The sequence below is a fragment of the Streptomyces sp. NPDC059897 genome (assembly GCF_042730865.1).
GTDB lineage: Bacteria > Actinomycetota > Actinomycetes > Streptomycetales > Streptomycetaceae > Streptomyces.
In genome coordinates, this window is the sequence record NZ_JBHWKQ010000005.1 from 55,687 (window position 1) to 72,798 (window position 17,112).

The window sequence follows — 17,112 nt, forward strand, 5'->3', positions numbered from 1 at the left end:
CGGTTAAGGTCGGAAACGTGTCGTATGTAGGTCCGGAACCCGATGGCTTCGATCCCGATGGGTGGGACGGCCGGGGCGGGGCGCCAAGCCGCCGCTTCGGCGGGCGTCCCATCCTCGTCACCTTCGCCGCGCTGGTGCCCACGGCGCTCGCGGCGTGGCTGGTGTGGCAGGTCGTGAGCGGTCCGGGTGACAGCGAACCGCCGAAGGTGCTGCCCGCGCCCGGCCAGTCCTCGACCGGCTCGCCGTCGCAGGACGGCTCACAGGACGGCTCACAGGACGCGAAGGCGTCGGGCGCGGCCCCGTCGAAGTCCGAGGGGTCGAAGTCCCCGGAGCGGTCCGCCTCCCCGTCGAAGTCGAAGGCGGAGAAGGCCTCCCCGAAGCCCGCCGGCGGCTCGGGCCCCCTCAAGGGCAAGGTCGTCGTCATCGACCCCGGCCACAACCCGGGCAACTTCAAGCACACCACCGAGATCAACCGTTCCGTGAACGTGGGCAACGGCTCCAAGGAGTGCGACACCACGGGTACGTCGACGAACGCCGGCTACACCGAGGCCCGGTTCACGCTGGACGTCGCGAAGCGCATGCGGACGGTCCTCGAACGCCAGGGCGCGACCGTGCAATTGACCCAGAGCGGCGACCGCGCCTGGGGCCCCTGCGTCGACGAGCGCGCGGAGATCGGCAACACCGCGAAGGCCGACGCCGTCGTCTCCGTGCACGCGGACGGCTCGGGCGAGGGCAACCGCGGCTTCCATGTGATCCTTCCCGCATCCGTGCGCGCCGGAGCCGCCGACACCACCCCGATCGTGAAGCCCTCGCGGGACCTCGGTGAGCGGATCGCGGGCAACTACCTGAAGGCCACGGGCCAGGCCCCGTCGAACTACGTCGGCGGCGGCACGGGCCTCGACACCCGCAGTGACCTGGGCGGACTCAACCTTTCCAAGGTTCCGAAGGTCTTCGTCGAGTGTGGCAACATGCGGGACTCGCAGGACGTCGAGCGACTGACCTCGGACGCCTGGCGACAGAAGGCGGCGCAGGGCATCTCCGAGGGAATCGTGAGTTTCCTCGACGGGTAAATGTCACCCTGTGGATCTCGGCAGACACTCCCCGGACCCGGGCGATAGTGTCCTCCGTAGGATGTGGGGCCACCCCTGCGCATTGCGCCGCCTCCACCGATGACCTGACGACTGACGAAGGACTTGAAGTGAATATCCGCTCCCTCACTCGAGGCGACGGCGTGGTGATCGGAGCAGCGGTATTGCTGTTGATCGCCTCGTTCCTCGACATCTACTCCGTCGACGGGGCGCCCGACAGCGTCGAGTTCCCGAACTCCTGGGAGAGCGGCCCGGTTCTCATGAGCGTGGTGCTCGCGGGCATCATCGGCGCCGCGCTCATCGTGGTCGGCCGTGGTACGCCACAGCCCCGCAAGGTCGCGGGCATCGACCTCGGCCAGTTCGGCATCGCGGCCACGGTGCTGGCGGCGTGGGCGGCGCTCGGCAACATCTTCGACCCGGCCGGCGGCATCGACAACGTCGGCAGCGGCGCCTCCGCCTCCGACGGCCCGACCGCCGGCATCGGCCTCATCCTGGCCCTCGTCGCCACGCTGGTCATGGCCGTCGCCGCCATCGCCACGCCCCTGGTCCCGGCCCTCAAGGGCGCCCTCCTCGGTGCCCCGCGCCCGCAGCAGCCGCAGCCCTACGGTGGCCAGCCGCAGCAGGGTTACGGCTACCCCGGCGCCCAGCAGCAGCCCGGTGGCCCCGGCCAGCAGCAGCCCTACGGCGCGCAGCAGCCCGGTGGCCCGGGTCAGCAGCAGCCGTACGGCGGCCAGCCGCAGCAGCAGGGCGCTCCGGCGCCGCAGGCCGCCGCGCAGCCGCCGGCCGCGGACTTCTCGCCGTTCTGGTTCGCCGTGCCGGTGCCGCGTCCGCTCTTCGCGGAGGACGGCTCGCAGGCCCAGATCGCGGAACTGGCGCCCGGTACCTGGTACTTGGCGGTCGAGCAGCGGGGCCCCGGCCTCGTCGCCCAGACGCAGGACGGCCGCCGCGGCGTCCTCCAGGACACCTCGGGGATCCAGCGCGGCTGACCCACCCGCTGCACGGGGATCAAGCAGCTCAAGGCCCCTCGCCCGTCTTCCGGGCGAGGGGCCTTTCGCGTACAGTCGCGCACCGGAAGCTGAACTGACGGGTCATCAGTTACGTCGTCGTCGGTTACGTCATCGGTTATGGGGGCGCGCATGCGGCTCGGAATCGCACTCGGCTACTGGGGTCGCGGGCCGAACCCCGATCACCTTCAACTCGTTCGGGATGCCGAGGAGTTGGGCTACGACTCGGTGTGGACGGCGGAGTCCTGGGGCAGCGACGCGTTCACCCCGCTCACCTGGTTCGCCGCGCACACCTCGCGGATCCGGCTCGGCACGGCCATCGCGCAGATGGCCGCCCGCTCCCCCACCACGACCGCGATGCACGCGCTCACCCTGGACCATCTCTCGGGCGGCCGGATGATGCTCGGCATGGGGCTCTCCGGGCCGCAGGTCGTGGAGGGCTGGTACGGGCGCCCGTTCCCCCGCTCCCCGCTCACGGCCACCCGCGAGTATGTGGACGTCGTACGGCAGGTGCTGCGGCGCGAGGGGCCCGTCGAGGTCGACGGGCGGTTCCACGCGCATCCGTACCGGGGCGAGGACGGCACCGGGCTCGGCAAGGCGCTGAAGCCCATCACGCACCCCTTGCGCTCCGACCTTCCCATCCTGCTCGGCGCGGAGGGCCCGAAGAACATCGCGCAGACCACGCGGATCGCGGACGGCTGGCTGCCGCTGTACTGGTCGCCGACGCGGACGGACGTGTACGAGGCGTCGCTGACCGACCTGCCGGAAGGCTTCACCATCGCGCCCATGGCCCGCGCGAAGGTCTGCGACGACGTCGCCGAGGGACTGCTCCCGGTGAAGGCGATGCTCGGCTTCTACATCGGCGGCATGGGCCACGCGACCCGCAACTTCCACGCCGACCTCATGGCGCGCATGGGGTACGAGGCCGAGGCCCGGCACATCCAGGACCTGTTCGCCGAGGGGCGCAGGGAGGAGGCCGTGCTCGCCGTGCCGGACGCGTTCGCCGACGAGATCTCGCTCGTGGGGCCGCGTGAGCGGATCGCGGAGCGCCTGGAGCTGTGGCGCAAGGGCCCGGTGACCGACCTGCTGGTCCTGTCCCCTGACCCGCACACGATGCGCGTCCTCGCGGAGCTGAACTCGTAGACCCCTACGACCCCTTGGTGAGCTGTGAGGCCGACGGGACCTTGTTCGTCACCTCGGCGCCCGCGCTCTTGCCCGCGTCCTTGACGCCGTTGATGACGTCGTCGAAGGAGGAGGTCACGTCGCCGAGGCCCTCGCCCTTGCGGAGCTTGGTCGACAGGCCCTTCAGCGACGCGATGCCGGCCGTCAGCGGCCCGACCGCCTTCGAGAGGGTCGGGTCGCCCTTGGCGTTCTTGGTCGCGGCGTTCAAGCGGTTGTACGTGAACGCGCCCGCGAGGCCCGCCTTGATCAGCGCGAACTTGCGGCCGTCCGCGCCCGCCTTGAACTTGCCCGCACGGTACGGCTTCACGATCCACTGGTAGGTGGCCCCCGCCGCGAGCCCCGCGTTCGCCGCGAACCGGGTCTTGGCGAACTTCTGCTTCTCGGCCTTCGTGGTGGCGCTCGCCGAGGCGCTCGACGACGCCTTGGTCGCGGACGCCGAGTCGCTGTCGGAGCCGCACGCGGTCGTGCCCGCGAGCAGCGCGCCGCACAGCAGCACGGCCGTGAGCATGCGTCGTACGGGAAGAAGAGAGGAACGGGTTACCACCGACTGCCTCCGTGTCTCGAGTGGCACTCGTGGCAGCGTCACCCGGCCGCTGCGCATGCGCCACTTGAGGGAGCCCGTACGGGTTTCACCAGGGCCGTGGCGGCAACCCGGAAGGACATGTCTGCGAATCGGCATTACCGAGGGACCAACGAGGCCGCCCGGATCGTGGCGATCGTCGCCGATGTCCTGGCACTGATCCTGGGCCTGTGGATCGTGATGTACCTGTTCGACGCCAATCGCGGCAACGACCTGGTGCAGATCGTCCACGACGCGTCCGCGTGGCTGGCCGGCTGGTCCCATGACCTGTTCACGTTCGACGCGGCCTGGGCCCGTGTGGTCGCCGGCTACGGCCTCGCGGCCGTCGTCTACCTGTTCGTCGGCCACGCGGTGGCGAACCGGCTCCGCCGCTACTAGCAGCAGTCCGGTTCGACGCCCGTAGGCAGCAGCTGGCCGCCGAACACGGAGCAGGTGGCCTCGTCGCCGCCGAGGGCCGCCACCGCGAGCAGCACCGAGCCCGCGGTCCACGTGGTCAGTTCCTCCGGCCAGATCGCCTGGTCGTCGAACACGTAGCCCGTCCAGTACAGGCCGGTCTTCGGGTCGCGCAGGTGCTGGATGTCCTGGAGGATCTCCAGCGCCCAGTCGGACTCGCCCATCGCCCAGAGCGCGAGGGCGAGTTCGGCGCTCTCGCCGCCCGTCACCCACGGGTTGGGGTCCACGCAGCGCACACCGAGGCCGGGGACGACGAAGGTGTCCCAGGACTCCTGGATGCGGGCCTTCGCCTCGGCGCCGCGCAGGGCGCCGCCGAGGACCGGGTAGTACCAGTCCATCGAGTAGCGGCTCTTGTCGAGGAACCGCTCGGGGTGGCTGCGGATGGCGTGCCCGAGCGCGCCGAGCGCCAACTCCCAGTCGGGCTGCGGCTCTTCGCGCTGCTCGGCGATGGCGAGCGCGCAGCGCAGGGCGTGATGGACGGACGAACTGCCGGTCAGGAGCGCGTCGTTGACGGGCGTGCCGTCGTCCTCGCGCTTCCAGCCGATCTGGCCGCCGGGCTGCTGGAGGCGGAGCACGAACTCCGTCGCCGCGCACACGGCGGGCCACATGCGGTCGAGGAAGGCGTCGTCACCGGTGGACAGGTAGTGGTGCCAGACGCCGACGGCGAGGTAGGCCACGAAGTTGGACTCGCGGCCGCGGTCCGTCACGTCGTCCGGGTCGCCGTCGCGGTAGGCGGCGTACCAGGAGCCGTCCTCGCGCTGGTGCCTGGCCAGCCACGCGTAGGCCCGCTCGGCGGCCTCGTGCTCGCCGGCCACGTCGAGCGCCATGGCGGCCTCGGTGTGGTCCCACGGGTCGAGGTGGTGCCCGCGGAACCACGGGATGGCCCCGTCGGCGCGCTGCACGGCGAGTATCCCGGCGACGGTCTGCGCGGCCTGATCCGCCGTCAGCACGCCGGGCAGTACGAGGAGTTCGGTCCGCTCCGGGCTGCTCACTCAGCGGCCCCGTCGGCCTTCGGCAGGTGCGGCTTCGTGGCGTACGCGACGAAGCTCTTGCCGACGACGGGGTTGAGGAGCCCTTCGGCGACCCGCGTGAGCGCGGGCTTCTTCATGATGTCCCAGACCAGGAGCTTGTGGTACGCCTTCACCGGCAGCGCCTTGTCGTTGTCGACGCCGAACGCGCACTTGAGCCACCAGTACGGGGCGTGCAGCGCGTGCGCGTGGTGCGTGCCGTACGGCTTGAGCCCGGCCTCGCGCATCTTGCCGAGGAGTTCGTCGGCCTTGTAGATGCGGATGTGGCCGCCCTCGACCTCGTGGTACTCGTCGGAGAGCGCCCAGCAGACCTTCTCGGGGCCGTAGCGCGGCACGGTGACCGCGATCCGGCCGCCCGGCTTCAGCACCCGCACCATCTCGGCGAGCACACCCTTGTCGTCGGGGATGTGCTCCATGACCTCGCTGATGATGACGACGTCGAACGACTCGTCGGGGAAGGGGAGTTGGAGCGCGTCACCCTCCATGGCCGTCGCGGTGGCGCCCGCGGGGGCCTCGCCGGCCTCCTTCATCGCGGCGAACCACTTGGCGACCTCGGCGATCTCTTCCTTGTTCTGGTCCAGCGCCACGACCTGCGCCCCGCGCCGGTAGCACTCGAACGCGTGCCGTCCGGCCCCGCACCCGAGATCGAGGACGCGGTCGCCCGCGGCGAGCGGGAAACGGGTGAAGTCGACGGTCAGCACGTGGCCCTGCTTTCCTGGGGGGTTTCGGTGACAACTTCGGTGCGTGCGGGCCCGGTCGGCCGCGGCGCGGCCCCCATCGCCTCGCGGTAGAGCTCTGCGGTGCCCTGCGCGGCACGGGCCCAGGTGAAGCGTTCCAGGACGCGGGCGCGGCCGTCGGCGCCGAGCCGGGCGCGCAGTTCACGGTCGCCGAGCAGCCGGGCGAGGGCCCCGGCGAGCGCCCCCGCGTCGCCGGTCGGCACGGCCAGGCAGGTCTCGCCGTCACGGCCCGCGACCTCGGGGATCGCGCCGCCGGTGGTGGCGACGAGCGGGGTGCCTGTGGCCATGGCCTCTGCGGCGGGCAGCGAGAAACCCTCGTAGAGGGAGGGCACGCAGGCGACCTGCGCCGAGCGGACGAGGTCGACCAGTTCCTGGTCGGTGATGCCCTTGACGAACTCGACGGCGCCTTCGAGCCCGTAACGCGCGATGGCCTGCGCGACCGGGCCCTCCTCGGGGCGCTTGCCGACGACGACGAGGTGCGCGTCCGGCTGCTCGGCCCGCACCTTGGCGAGCGCCTCGACGAGGAAGACGAGGCCCTTGAGCGGGACGTCGGCGCTGGAGGTCGTCACGATCCGGCCCGGCACCTCGGGCACCGCCGGATTCGGCGAGAACAGGTCGGTGTCGGCGCCGATGTGCACGACGTTGATCCGCCCGGGACGCACGCCCAGGTGCTGGACGATCTCGTCGCGGGACGTACCGGAGACCGTGACCACGGACGGCAGGCGGCGCGCGACCCGCTTCTGCATGCGCGTGAACGCATACCAGCGGCGCTTGGACATCCGCTGTCGCCAGTTCTCGGCGGCGTCCAGCTCCAGCTGCCGGTCCACGGTGATCGGGTGGTGGATGGTGGTGACGAGCGGGCCGCCGATGTCCCCCAACAGGCCGTACCCGAGCGTCTGGTTGTCGTGCACGACGTCGAACTCGCCGCGTCTGGCCCGCAGATGGCGGCGGGCGCGCAGCGAGAACGTCAGCGGCTCCGGAAAGCCGCCGGTCCACATGGTGCCGACCTCGAGGGCGTCGACCCAGTCGCGGTACTCGTCGCGCTTGGGTGTACGAAAGGGGTCGGGGCTGCGGTACAGGTCGAGACTCGGCAGCTCGGTGAGCGAGAGCCCCTCCAGGTCCTCACCCTCGTCGAGCACGGGGTACGGCTGGGAGCCGATGACCTCGACGCGGTGCCCGAGCCGGACCAGCTCCCGCGAGAGGTGCCGGACGTACACGCCCTGACCACCGCAGAACGGGTTGCCTTTGTACGTGAGGAGAGCGATACGCAACGACTCCGCGGTCACTCCAGGCCACCCTTCTTCCTGCTTGCCCGTGGACACTACGTGGGGACGCTAATCTAGAACAAGTTTCAGACTTGATCGTTCAAGAGCATCGAATCTACCGGCTGGTAGCCGGGCCGTAAGGGGTGGATCAGGTGATTCACGCCACGGCCGGCCCCACGGGACACGGAAAGCTTTCTGATGACAGCTCCGGACGCGAGAACCACCACCCGCACGACCCCCGCGCTCACCGAGCGTCAGGAGGCCAGGCGCCGCCGCATCCTGCACGCGAGCGCGCAGCTCGCGGCGCGCGGCGGCTTCGACGCGGTGCAGATGCGGGAGGTCGCCGAGTCGTCCCAGGTCGCGCTCGGCACGCTGTACCGCTACTTCCCGAGCAAGGTGCACCTCCTGGTCGCCACCATGCAGGACCAGCTCCAGCACATGCACACGACGGTCCGCAAGCGGCCGCCGTCCGGCGACAGCCCCTCCGAGCGGGTCGCCGAGACGCTGATGCGCGCCTTCCGCGCGCTCCAGCGTGAGCCGCATCTGGCCGACGCCATGGTGCGGGCGCTGACCTTCGCGGACCGCAGCGTGAGCCCCGAGGTCGACCAGGTGTCCCGGCAGACCACGGCGATCATCCTCGACGCGATGGGGCTCGACGACCCGACCCCGGAGCAGCTGTCCGCGGTGCGGGTCATCGAGCACACGTGGCACTCCGCACTGATCACGTGGCTCTCCGGCCGCGCCTCCATCGCCCAGGTCAAGATCGACATCGAGATGGTGTGCCGGTTGATCGATCTGTCCGCTCCCCGCCAGCCCTGACCCGCACCGTGGTTGCGGCCGCGGGGCTCCGCCCCGGACCCCGCGCCTCAATCGCCGGCGGGGCTTGATTTACTCAACCGCCGCCGACAGCGGTTGATATTTCAGGCCCCGGCGGCGGTCTGTATTTCAAGCCCCTGCGGCGATTGAGCAGCGGGGTCCGGGGCGGAGCCCCGAGACGTCAACCACGGTGCGGGTCGCGATTCAGTCCTCCGGAGGGAAGACGACCTCCCCCGTGTCGGCCAGAGCCACCGTGATCGCCTCTACGGGGCACCCCTCCGCCGCCGCGAGGACCCGCTCGTTCGCGTCGCCGTCCGCCTCCACGGGGTGGGACTGCCGCGCGCTGTCGAGGCGGAATCCGTCCGGCGCCGTGTTCACGCACATCGCGGAGCCGATGCACACGCTCCGGTCGACCTCCACATGCCACCGGTCACCCATGCTCAGTTCGCCTCCGGCTCGTACCCCGCGGGCAGGTGGATCATCTTGTGCTCGAAGTACTCCCCGTACCCCTCGGGCCCGAACTCGCGGCCCAGGCCGGAGTTCTTGTAGCCGCCGAACGGCCCGAGCATGTCGAGGCTGAACGTGTTCACGCTGTACGTGCCCGTGCGCACCTGGCGCGCGATGTCGACGCCGTGCGCGGTGTCGGCGGTCCAGACGCTGCCGCTGAGGCCGTAGTCCGAGTCGTTGGCGATCTTGACGGCCTCGGCCTCGTCCCCGTACGGGAGCAGGCAGATGACCGGGCCGAAGATCTCCTCGCGGGCGATGCGCATGGAATTGTCGACGTCGCCGAAGAGGGTCGGCTCGACGTACCAGCCCTGCTCGAAGCCCTTCGGGACGCCGCCGCCGGTGAGGATCTTGGCGCCCTCGTCCTGGCCGATGCGGATGTAGTCGAGGGAGCGCTGCTGCTGGCGCTTCGCGACGAGCGGGCCGAGTTCGGTCGCCGGGTCGAGCGGGTCGCCGACCTTGAGCGCGGAGGCCGCGCCGGCGAAGGCGTCGGCGAACTCGTCGTAGCGCGAGCGCGGGACGAGGATGCGGGTCTGCGCCACACAGGCCTGCCCGTTGATCATCCAGGCGAAGGGGACGATGCCGGAGACCGCGGCGCTCGCGTCGGCGTCCTCCAGGATCACGGCCGCGGACTTGCCGCCGAGTTCGAGGGTGACGCGGGTGAGGTTGCGGGACGCGACCTCCATGACGCGCTTGCCCGCGGCGACGGACCCGGTGAAGGAGACCTTGTCGACGCCGGGGTGCCCGACCAGGTACTCGCTGACCTCGCGGTCGGCGGGCAGGATCGACAGCACGCCCTCCGGGAGCCCGGCCTCCGTGGCTATCTCGGCGAGGAGATACGCGTCGAGCGGGGTCTCCGGCGAGGTCTTGAGGATCACCGGGTTGCCGGCGAGCAGCGCGGGCGCGAGCTTCGCGGCGGCGGTGAACTGCGGGACGTTCCACGGCACGATCGCCGCGACGACGCCGACGGGCTCGCGGCGCACGAGGAGCTTGCCGAGGGCGCCGTCGCGCGTCTCCTCGTACGTGAAGTTCCGGGCGACGTTGATCGCGGAGTCCCAGACCATCATCGCGGCGAGCGCCTGCACCATGACGCCCGAGGTGTACGGGGTGCCGTTCTCGCTGCTGATGACGCGGGCGATCTCCTCGTGCCGGACCGCGAACGCGTCCTTGATCTTCGTGATGACCTCGATGCGCTCGTCGAGGCTCATCCGCGGCCAGGGGCCCTCCTCGAAGGCGCGGCGGGCGACGGCTACGGCCCGGTCGACATCGGCGGGCGCGGCGTGCGGCACCCGCCCGAAGACCTCGCCGGTGTGCGGCGAGACGACCTCGATGACCTCCTTGCCGAGCGGGTCGGTCAACTCCCCGCCGATGAACAGTTGCCCGTACTCAAAGAGCTCGGTCATGGCTGACATCCTCACGCACGACATTTCTGACGGTGTTTCAGAACTGATACCAGTTCTAGTTGCGATCCGGAAGGGTGGTGCGCACCCTGAAGGTGGTGTGCTCGGGCGACCATTGAAACGAGTTCTACAAGTTCCCGTACAGTGGCGGCAGTTCGGCTGGAGCGGCGGAGGGTGTCCGATGGCAGAGGCGACGCAGGTGACCGACCACAGCGGGGGCGTGCACAGCATGCGCGTACCGATCCCCGACAACCCGCTCGGCTACACCCTCGTCTACCTGGTCGACACCGACGCGGGCCCCGTCCTCATCGACACGGGCTGGGACGACCCGACGTCCTGGGACGCGCTGACGGCGGGCCTGACCGCCTGCGGCACGCGCGTCGAGGACCTCACCGGCGTCCTGATCACCCATCACCACCCCGACCACCACGGCCTGTCGGCGAAGGTGCGGGAGGCGTCCGGGGCCTGGATCGCGATGCACGAGGCGGACGTGGCGGTGGTCCGGCGCACTCGGGAGAACAAGCCGGCGCGCTGGTACGCGTACATGGTGGCCAAGCTGGTCGCGGCCGGTGCGCCCGAGGAGCACATCGCCCCGCTGATCGCGGCCCGCGACTCCGGGAAGCCCCGCCAACTGCCGGGCTTCTCCCCCGCGTTGCCGGACCGCACCATCACCCCCGGCGACCTCCTCGACCTGCCGGGCCGCAGGCTGCGCGCGATCTGGACGCCCGGCCACACCCCCGGGCACGTATGCCTGCATCTGGAGGAGGACCACCCCTCGGGCCGCGCGGGCAACGGCCGCCTCTTCTCCGGCGACCACATGCTGCCCGGCATCACCCCGCACATCGGCCTGTACGAGGACCCGGACGACGCCACCGTCACCGACCCGCTCGGCGACTACCTCGACTCGCTGGAGCGGGTGGGGCGGCTCGACCCGGCGGAGGTCCTCCCGGCGCACCAGCACACGTTCACCGACGCCCCGGCGCGGGTACGGGAGCTGCTCGACCACCACGAGGAACGCCTGACCGGCCTGCTCACCCTCCTCGCCGCCCCCCTCACCCCGTGGCAGCTCGCCGAACGCATGGAGTGGAACCGCCCGTGGGCCCAGATCCCGTACGGGTCGAGGACCATCGCGGTGTCGGAGGCGGAGGCCCACCTGCGCCGCCTCCAGAAGTCGGGCCGCGTGGAGCAGGTCCCGGGCAGCGATCCGGTGACGTATGTGGCGGCCCCGTGATTCGTTCGAATTAGCGTTCGATCATTGCCGGTGGGGATCGAAATCGCTCCGGGTACAGTAAGGACGTCGTCAGTACGTACGTACGAGGGGAAGCCGGTGCAAATCCGGCGCTGACCCGCAGCCGTGACAGCCGGAACGCCTCGTACGCACCTGCTCGGCTCAGGACCGTCGAGGAATACGGAGCCGGAGCCGCCCGGTACCTCCGTGTGCCGCGCCGCCCCGCTCCCCGCAGGGAGAGGCACCCGCCCCACCATGAACATTCGCCGTAGCGCCGCGCTCGTCGCCGCGACCGTCGCGATCGGCGCCGTGGGCGCGCAGGCCGCGAGCGCGGACGACGCCGTCAGTGCCTCCCCCTCGCCGAAGACGGCTCTCCCGTCGGGCCTCTACGGCAAGGGCGACCCCACGTACGACGGGGTGTGGCGGCAGTCCCTCGCGCTCGTCGCGCAGGACACGGTGGGTGTGAAGCCCGCGAAGAAGGCCGTCGAGTGGCTGGCCGGGCAGCAGTGCGAGGACGGCGGGTTCGCCGCCTTCCGCGCCGAGCCGGGCAAGGCCTGCGACAAGAAGACCAAGATCGACAGCAATGCCACCGCGGCCGCCGTCCAGGCGCTCGCCGCGGTCGGCGGCCGGGACGGCGAGGTCGCCTCCGCCGTCGCCCTGCTGAAGAAGAACCAGAACGCGGACGGCGGCTGGGGCTACAGCCTCGGCATGGACAGCGACGCGAACTCGACGTCCGTCGTGCTCGGCGCGCTCGCCGCGGCCGGCGAGGAGCCGTCCGAGGTGAAGTCCAGCAAGGGGAAGACCGGCGCCGACGCCCTCGCCGCGCTCGCCCTCCCCTGCTCCAAGGGCAAGGAGGGCGGCGCCCTCGCCTACCAGCCCGACAAGAAGGGCGAGCTCGCCGCGAACGCCGACGCCAGCGCCGCCGGTGTGCTCGGCGCCCTCGGCACCGGCTTCGCGCCCGGCAAGGGCAAGGCCCCGGACACGTACACCTGCGAGGACGGCAAGAGCACCGAGGCCGTGGCGCACAACGCCGCCGTCTACCTCCAGAACCAGCTCGACACCCACCTCTACCTGAAGTCCCAGCTGGCCGGCTCCACCGATCAGCCCGACTACGGCAACACCGCCGACGCGGTCACCGCCGTCGCCGCGGCCGAGGGCGTCAAGGCCACGAAGGACTCGTACGCCTGGCTGGAGAAGAACGCGGAGGACTGGGCCGCGCAGACCGGGCCCGCCGCCTACGCCGAGCTGATCTTCGCCGCGCACGCGACCGGCAACGACCCGCGCGACTTCGGCGGGACGGACCTGGTGAGCGCCCTCAACAAGACGGGCCCGGAGCCCGCCTCCGCCAAGTCCTCCGCTTCGGACTCCGACTCGGACTCGGACTCGGACGAGAAGAAGGACGACGGTGGCGGCGCCAACTGGTGGATCATCGGCGTGATGTTCATCGCCGCCGTGGGCGCCGGTTTCCTGCTCAGCGGCCGCAAGAAGCAGCAGCCGTGACCGCCCGCAGGTCGGCCGGGCCCGTCGGGCTCGTCCTCGCGCTGCTCGGCGCGCTGCTCGCCATGACCGTCGCCCCCGCGCAGGCGGCCGGATACCGGTACTGGTCGTTCTGGGAGCGGGACGGCAAGCAGGAGTGGACGTACGCGACGGCGGGCCCCTCGCAGACCAAGCCGGAGGACGGCGACGTACAGGGCTTCCGGTTCGCGGTGAGCGCGGACTCGAAGGACGCGAAGCAGCCGCGCAGCAGCGCCGGTTTCGACGCGATCTGCGAGGACACCCCCGCCGCCGACGGCAAGAAGCGCGTCGCGCTCGTCATCGACTTCGGCACGGGGGCCGACGCCCCGTCGGCGGAGACCCCGCCGAAGCCGCGCACCGCGTGCGCGCAGGTCGCCGAGGACGCGACCAGCGCCGACGCGCTCGCCGCCGTCGCGAAACCGCTGCGCTACGACAGCAGCGCGATGCTGTGCGCGATCTCGGGCTACCCGAAGTCGGGCTGCGGCGAGCAGGTCTCCAAGGAGACGTCCGGCAAGACGCCCTCGACGCCGTTCGCCTCGGACTCCGCCTCGCAGTCCGACGGCGACGACGACGGCGGCCCCTCGGTCGGACTCGTCGCGGGCATCGCCGTGGTCGTCGTGCTCGGTGTCGCGGCGGGCGTGCAGGCCCGACGCCGCCGCGGCTGACCCCGATGTCCGGTCGTACGCTGCGCGCCCCTCGGGCCCACCGCTCCAACTCGCTGCACCCGGGCGCCTGGTGGATCTGGGCGCTCGGCCTCGGCACGGCCGCGTCCCGCACCACGAACCCGCTGCTGCTCGCGCTGCTCATCGGCGTCGCCGGGTACGTGGTGGCGGCGCGCCGCACCGAGGCGCCGTGGGCGCGTTCGTACGGGGCGTTCGTGAAGCTGGCGCTCGCCGTGCTCGGCATCCGCCTCGTCTTCGCGACGCTGCTCGGCTCGGCGATCCCGGGCACCCACCTCCTGTTCACGCTCCCCGAAGTCCCGCTGCCGGACTGGGCGCAGGGCGTCCGGATCGGCGGCCCGGTCACCCTCGAAGGCCTCGTCTTCGCGCTCTACGACGGCCTGAAACTGGCCACCCTCCTCATCTGCGTGGGCGCCGCGAACGCGCTCGCCTCCCCGTCCCGGCTGCTCAAATCGCTGCCGGGCGCGCTGTACGAGGCGGGGGTCGCGGTCGTCGTGGCGATGACGTTCGCCCCGAACCTGGTCGCGGACGTCCGCAGGCTGCGGGCGGCCAGGCGCCTTCGCGGCCGCCCGGACCGCGGTCTGCGCGGGCTGCTCCAGGTCGGCCTGCCGGTCCTGGAGGGCGCGCTGGAACGCTCGGTCGCCCTGGCCGCCGCCATGGACGCGCGCGGCTACGGCCGCACCGCCGAGGTGCCGCCCGCCGTCCGCCGCGCGACGGCCGCGCTCACGCTGGGCGGCCTCATCGGGGTGTGCGCGGGAACGTACGGGCTGCTGGCGGCGTCCGGCTCCGGGTACGGCCTTCCGGTGCTCCTCGCGGGGGTGGCCGCCGCGCTCGGCGGGCTGTGGCTCGGCGGGCGGCGCACGGTCCGCACCCGCTACCGGCCCGATGTGTGGGGCGTCCGGGCCTGGCTCGTCGCGGCGTCAGGGGCGACGGCCGCGGCGACGATGATCTGGGCCGGAACACAGAACCCGGCGGCGCTGCAACCCCCCGTGGTCCCGCTCGCGGCGCCGGAGCTGCCGCTGTGGCCGGCGGCCGGCATCCTGCTCGGCCTGCTCCCGGCCTTCCTCGCACCCGTTCCGGACAAGCCCGTTCCCGACAAGCCGACGGAGGCGTCGTCGTCATGATCCGCTTCGAGGACGTCTCCGTGACGTACGACGGCGCGCAGGCGCCCACCGTCCACGGCATCCACCTCCACGTGCCCGAGGGCGAGTTGATGCTGCTCGCCGGCCCGTCCGGCGTCGGCAAGTCCACCCTCCTCGGAGCGGTGAGCGGTCTGGTCCCGCACTTCACCGGGGGCACGCTGGCCGGTCGCGTCACCGTGGCCGGCCGGGACACCCGTACGCACAAGCCGCGCGAACTCGCCGACGTCGTCGGCACGGTGGGCCAGGACCCGCTCGCGCACTTCGTGACGGACACGGTCGAGGACGAACTCGCGTACGGCATGGAGTCGTTGGGCCTCACGCCGCCGGTCATGCGCCGCCGTGTGGAGGAGACCCTCGACCTCCTCGGCCTCGCCGACCTGCGCGACCGCCCGATCTCCACGCTCTCGGGCGGCCAGCAGCAACGCGTCGCGATCGGCTCCGTCCTCACCCCGCACCCCCAGGTCCTCGTCCTCGACGAACCGACGTCCGCCCTCGACCCGGCAGCGGCGGAGGAGGTCCTCTCGGTCCTGCAACGCCTGGTCCACGACCTCGGCACGACGGTCCTGATGGCCGAACACCGCCTGGAACGGGTCATCCAGTACGCGGACCAGGTGGCGCTGCTGCCGGGCCCGGGCGAGCCGCTGCGGGTGGGCACCCCGTCCGAGATCATGGCGATCTCCCCTGTGTACCCCCCGGTGGTGGGCCTCGGCCGCTTGGCAGGCTGGGACCCGCTGCCTCTGACGGTGAGGAATGCACGCAGGGCAGCGGGGGCTCTCAAGGAACGGCTCCGACAAGGCCAGGTCCGGCAAATTCAAGCCCCTGCGGCGATTGAGCAGCGGGGCCCGGGGCAGAGCCCTGCGACCGCAACCACTCTGGCCGCAACGAAAAACCTCGGCGTAAGAAGAGGCCGCATCGAAGCCCTCCGCCACACAACCCTCCAGGTCACCACCGGCGAGGTGCTCGCCCTGATGGGCCGCAACGGCGCCGGAAAATCCACCCTCCTCTCGACCCTGGTCGGAATGATCAAGCCGACCTCCGGCACGGTCACGGTCGGCGGAGCCACCCCGCACAGGACCACCCCCCGCGACCTCATCCGCAAGGTCGGCCTCGTCCCCCAGGAACCCCGCGACCTGCTCTGCGCGGACACGGTGGCGGCGGAGTGCACCGCGGCGGACAAGGACGCGGACGCGGCGCCCGGCACCTGCCGCGCCCTGCTCACCGACCTGCTCCCGGGGATCGCCGACGACACCCACCCCCGCGATCTCTCGGAGGGCCAGCGCCTCACCCTGGCCCTGGCGATCGTGCTGACGGCGGCCCCGCCGCTGCTCCTCCTCGACGAACCGACGCGCGGCCTCGACTACGCGGCGAAGTCCCGGCTCGTCGCGATCCTGCGGAACCTCGCGGCCGAGGGCCATGCCATCGTCATGGCGACGCACGACGTGGAACTGGCGGCGGAGCTGACCCACCGCGTGGCGATCCTCGCGGACGGCGAGATCGTGGCGGACGGCCCCACCCCCGACATCGTCACGTCGTCCCCGTCCTTCGCCCCGCAGGTCGCGAAGATCCTGGCGCCGCAGCGCTGGCTCACGGTCTCCGAGGTACGGGAGGCGCTGGCATGACGACGGCCACGGGCCGCGCGAACCCCGTACGGCTCGGCCCCCGCTCCATCGCCGCGCTCCTCCTGGTCAGCGCGGTCGGCGTGGTCGGCATCGGCTGGCCGCTGATCACCGGCCCGGGGTCCGAGGTGAACGCGCACGCGGCGGACGCCCCGTGGCTGTTCGCGGCGCTGCTCGTGCTGCTGGTCGCCGTGGTCGCGGCGACGATCTCGGAGTCCGGGATGGGCCCCAAGGCGGTGGCGATGCTCGGCGTGCTGGCCGCCGCGGGGGCGGCGCTGCGGCCCATCGGCGCGGGGACGGCCGGCCTGGAGCCGATGTTCTTCCTGATGGTCCTGAGCGGCCGGGTCCTCGGTCCCGGCTTCGGCTTCGTCCTGGGTTCCCTCAGCATGTTCACCTCGGCGCTGCTGACCGGGGGCGTAGGGCCCTGGATGCCGTTCCAGATGCTGTCGATGGGCTGGTTCACGATGGGCGCGGGGCTGCTGCCGGGCGTCTGGTCGCTGCGCGGGCGGGCCGAGCGGGTCATGCTCGCCGCCTACGGCTTCCTGGCGGCGTTCGCGTACGGAACGATCATGAATCTGGCGGGCTGGCCGTTCATGAACGCGCTGGCCTCCTCCGTGGCGTACCAGCCGGACGCCGCGCTGCACGAGAACCTGGCCCGCTTCCTCGCCTACTGCGCGGCCACCTCGCTCGGCTGGGACCTGGGGCGGGCGGCACTCACCGTCGTCCTGACGCTGGTCGCCGGCGGCGCCGTCCTCAAGGCGCTGCGCCGGGCCACGCGGCGGGCGGCCTTCGAGGCCCAGGTCACATTCGAGGGCCCGCGGGCGTGAAGCCCCCCACATGACCCACGTCACGTACTAAGCGGGACCGTAGTCCC

At 71.8% G+C, this 17,112-nt stretch carries 17 protein-coding genes and 1 riboswitch; of the genes, 11 read left to right on the forward strand and 6 right to left on the reverse strand.

Features of this window, described 5'->3' with window-relative positions:
* Positions 1–17 precede the first annotated feature (17 nt).
* The 3 genes from ACFV9W_RS07800 (at position 18) to ACFV9W_RS07810 (ending at position 3,235) form a co-directional block, all read left to right on the forward strand.
* Positions 18–1,070: an N-acetylmuramoyl-L-alanine amidase gene (locus ACFV9W_RS07800; protein WP_385756659.1), complete on the forward strand. Its 1,053-nt coding sequence runs from the start codon at positions 18–20 to the stop codon at positions 1,068–1,070.
* Positions 1,071–1,198: 128 nt separating this feature from the next.
* On the forward strand, positions 1,199–2,074 hold the full coding sequence (locus tag ACFV9W_RS07805; RefSeq protein WP_385756661.1) for a hypothetical protein: 876 nt from the start codon (positions 1,199–1,201) through the stop codon (positions 2,072–2,074).
* A 150-nt stretch (positions 2,075–2,224) separates the two neighbouring features.
* Positions 2,225–3,235: an LLM class F420-dependent oxidoreductase gene (locus tag ACFV9W_RS07810; protein ID WP_385756663.1), complete on the forward strand. Its 1,011-nt coding sequence runs from the start codon at positions 2,225–2,227 to the stop codon at positions 3,233–3,235.
* A gap of 4 nt (positions 3,236–3,239) precedes the next feature.
* Here the strand turns inward: ACFV9W_RS07810 and ACFV9W_RS07815 are convergent, their stop codons facing one another.
* The gene (locus ACFV9W_RS07815; RefSeq protein ID WP_385756665.1) at positions 3,240–3,782 is read right to left on the reverse strand and encodes a hypothetical protein; all 543 of its coding nucleotides are present in this window, start codon (positions 3,780–3,782) and stop codon (positions 3,240–3,242) included.
* 153 nt (positions 3,783–3,935) lie between these two features.
* On the opposite strand from ACFV9W_RS07815, the gene ACFV9W_RS07820 reads away from it, so the two are divergent.
* Positions 3,936–4,232 carry a hypothetical protein gene (locus ACFV9W_RS07820; RefSeq protein WP_385756667.1) on the forward strand — a complete coding sequence of 99 codons (297 nt, stop codon included), beginning with the start codon at positions 3,936–3,938 and terminating at the stop codon, positions 4,230–4,232.
* Here ACFV9W_RS07820 and ACFV9W_RS07825 read toward each other — a convergent pair.
* The 3 genes from ACFV9W_RS07825 to ACFV9W_RS07835 are packed head-to-tail and all read right to left on the reverse strand — an operon-like array spanning position 4,229 to position 7,358.
* The gene (locus ACFV9W_RS07825; protein WP_385756668.1) at positions 4,229–5,299 is read right to left on the reverse strand and encodes a prenyltransferase; all 1,071 of its coding nucleotides are present in this window, start codon (positions 5,297–5,299) and stop codon (positions 4,229–4,231) included. The genes ACFV9W_RS07820 and ACFV9W_RS07825 overlap by 4 nt on opposite strands.
* Positions 5,296–6,036 carry a methyltransferase domain-containing protein gene (locus ACFV9W_RS07830; protein ID WP_385756670.1) on the reverse strand — a complete coding sequence of 247 codons (741 nt, stop codon included), beginning with the start codon at positions 6,034–6,036 and terminating at the stop codon, positions 5,296–5,298. Before ACFV9W_RS07830 ends, ACFV9W_RS07825 begins: the two co-directional genes overlap by 4 nt.
* The gene (locus ACFV9W_RS07835; protein ID WP_385756672.1) at positions 6,030–7,358 is read right to left on the reverse strand and encodes a glycosyltransferase family 4 protein; all 1,329 of its coding nucleotides are present in this window, start codon (positions 7,356–7,358) and stop codon (positions 6,030–6,032) included. The genes ACFV9W_RS07830 and ACFV9W_RS07835 overlap by 7 nt, the downstream gene beginning before the upstream one ends.
* A gap of 177 nt (positions 7,359–7,535) precedes the next feature.
* Here ACFV9W_RS07835 and ACFV9W_RS07840 point away from each other — a divergent pair, with 177 nt between their 5' ends.
* Positions 7,536–8,156, forward strand: coding sequence for a TetR family transcriptional regulator (locus ACFV9W_RS07840; protein ID WP_385756673.1), 621 nt, complete (start codon positions 7,536–7,538; stop codon positions 8,154–8,156).
* Positions 8,157–8,357: 201 nt separating this feature from the next.
* Here the strand turns inward: ACFV9W_RS07840 and ACFV9W_RS07845 are convergent, their stop codons facing one another.
* Together ACFV9W_RS07845 and ACFV9W_RS07850 are read right to left on the reverse strand one after the other, a co-directional pair.
* Positions 8,358–8,591, reverse strand: coding sequence for a ferredoxin (locus ACFV9W_RS07845; RefSeq protein WP_385756674.1), 234 nt, complete (start codon positions 8,589–8,591; stop codon positions 8,358–8,360).
* A gap of 2 nt (positions 8,592–8,593) precedes the next feature.
* On the reverse strand, positions 8,594–10,060 hold the full coding sequence (locus ACFV9W_RS07850; protein ID WP_385756675.1) for an aldehyde dehydrogenase: 1,467 nt from the start codon (positions 10,058–10,060) through the stop codon (positions 8,594–8,596).
* Positions 10,061–10,238: 178 nt separating this feature from the next.
* Here ACFV9W_RS07850 and ACFV9W_RS07855 point away from each other — a divergent pair, with 178 nt between their 5' ends.
* The 6 genes from ACFV9W_RS07855 to ACFV9W_RS07880 all read left to right on the forward strand — a co-directional run bounded on the left by ACFV9W_RS07855 (position 10,239) and on the right by ACFV9W_RS07880 (position 17,065).
* Positions 10,239–11,288, forward strand: coding sequence for an MBL fold metallo-hydrolase (locus tag ACFV9W_RS07855; protein ID WP_385756677.1), 1,050 nt, complete (start codon positions 10,239–10,241; stop codon positions 11,286–11,288).
* A 33-nt stretch (positions 11,289–11,321) separates the two neighbouring features.
* Positions 11,322–11,500: riboswitch (cobalamin riboswitch) on the forward strand.
* Positions 11,501–11,540: 40 nt separating this feature from the next.
* Positions 11,541–12,785 carry a prenyltransferase/squalene oxidase repeat-containing protein gene (locus ACFV9W_RS07860; protein WP_385756679.1) on the forward strand — a complete coding sequence of 415 codons (1,245 nt, stop codon included), beginning with the start codon at positions 11,541–11,543 and terminating at the stop codon, positions 12,783–12,785.
* On the forward strand, positions 12,782–13,465 hold the full coding sequence (locus ACFV9W_RS07865) for an SCO2322 family protein (protein ID WP_385756681.1): 684 nt from the start codon (positions 12,782–12,784) through the stop codon (positions 13,463–13,465). Before ACFV9W_RS07860 ends, ACFV9W_RS07865 begins: the two co-directional genes overlap by 4 nt.
* 5 nt (positions 13,466–13,470) lie before the next feature.
* The gene (locus ACFV9W_RS07870) at positions 13,471–14,604 is read left to right on the forward strand and encodes an energy-coupling factor transporter transmembrane component T (protein ID WP_385756683.1); all 1,134 of its coding nucleotides are present in this window, start codon (positions 13,471–13,473) and stop codon (positions 14,602–14,604) included.
* On the forward strand, positions 14,601–16,241 hold the full coding sequence (locus ACFV9W_RS07875; RefSeq protein ID WP_385756685.1) for an ABC transporter ATP-binding protein: 1,641 nt from the start codon (positions 14,601–14,603) through the stop codon (positions 16,239–16,241). Before ACFV9W_RS07870 ends, ACFV9W_RS07875 begins: the two co-directional genes overlap by 4 nt.
* Positions 16,238–17,065 (forward strand): ECF transporter S component, encoded by an 828-nt coding sequence (locus ACFV9W_RS07880; RefSeq protein ID WP_385756686.1) that lies wholly within the window; start codon positions 16,238–16,240, stop codon positions 17,063–17,065. Before ACFV9W_RS07875 ends, ACFV9W_RS07880 begins: the two co-directional genes overlap by 4 nt.
* Positions 17,066–17,112: the final 47 nt, after the last annotated feature.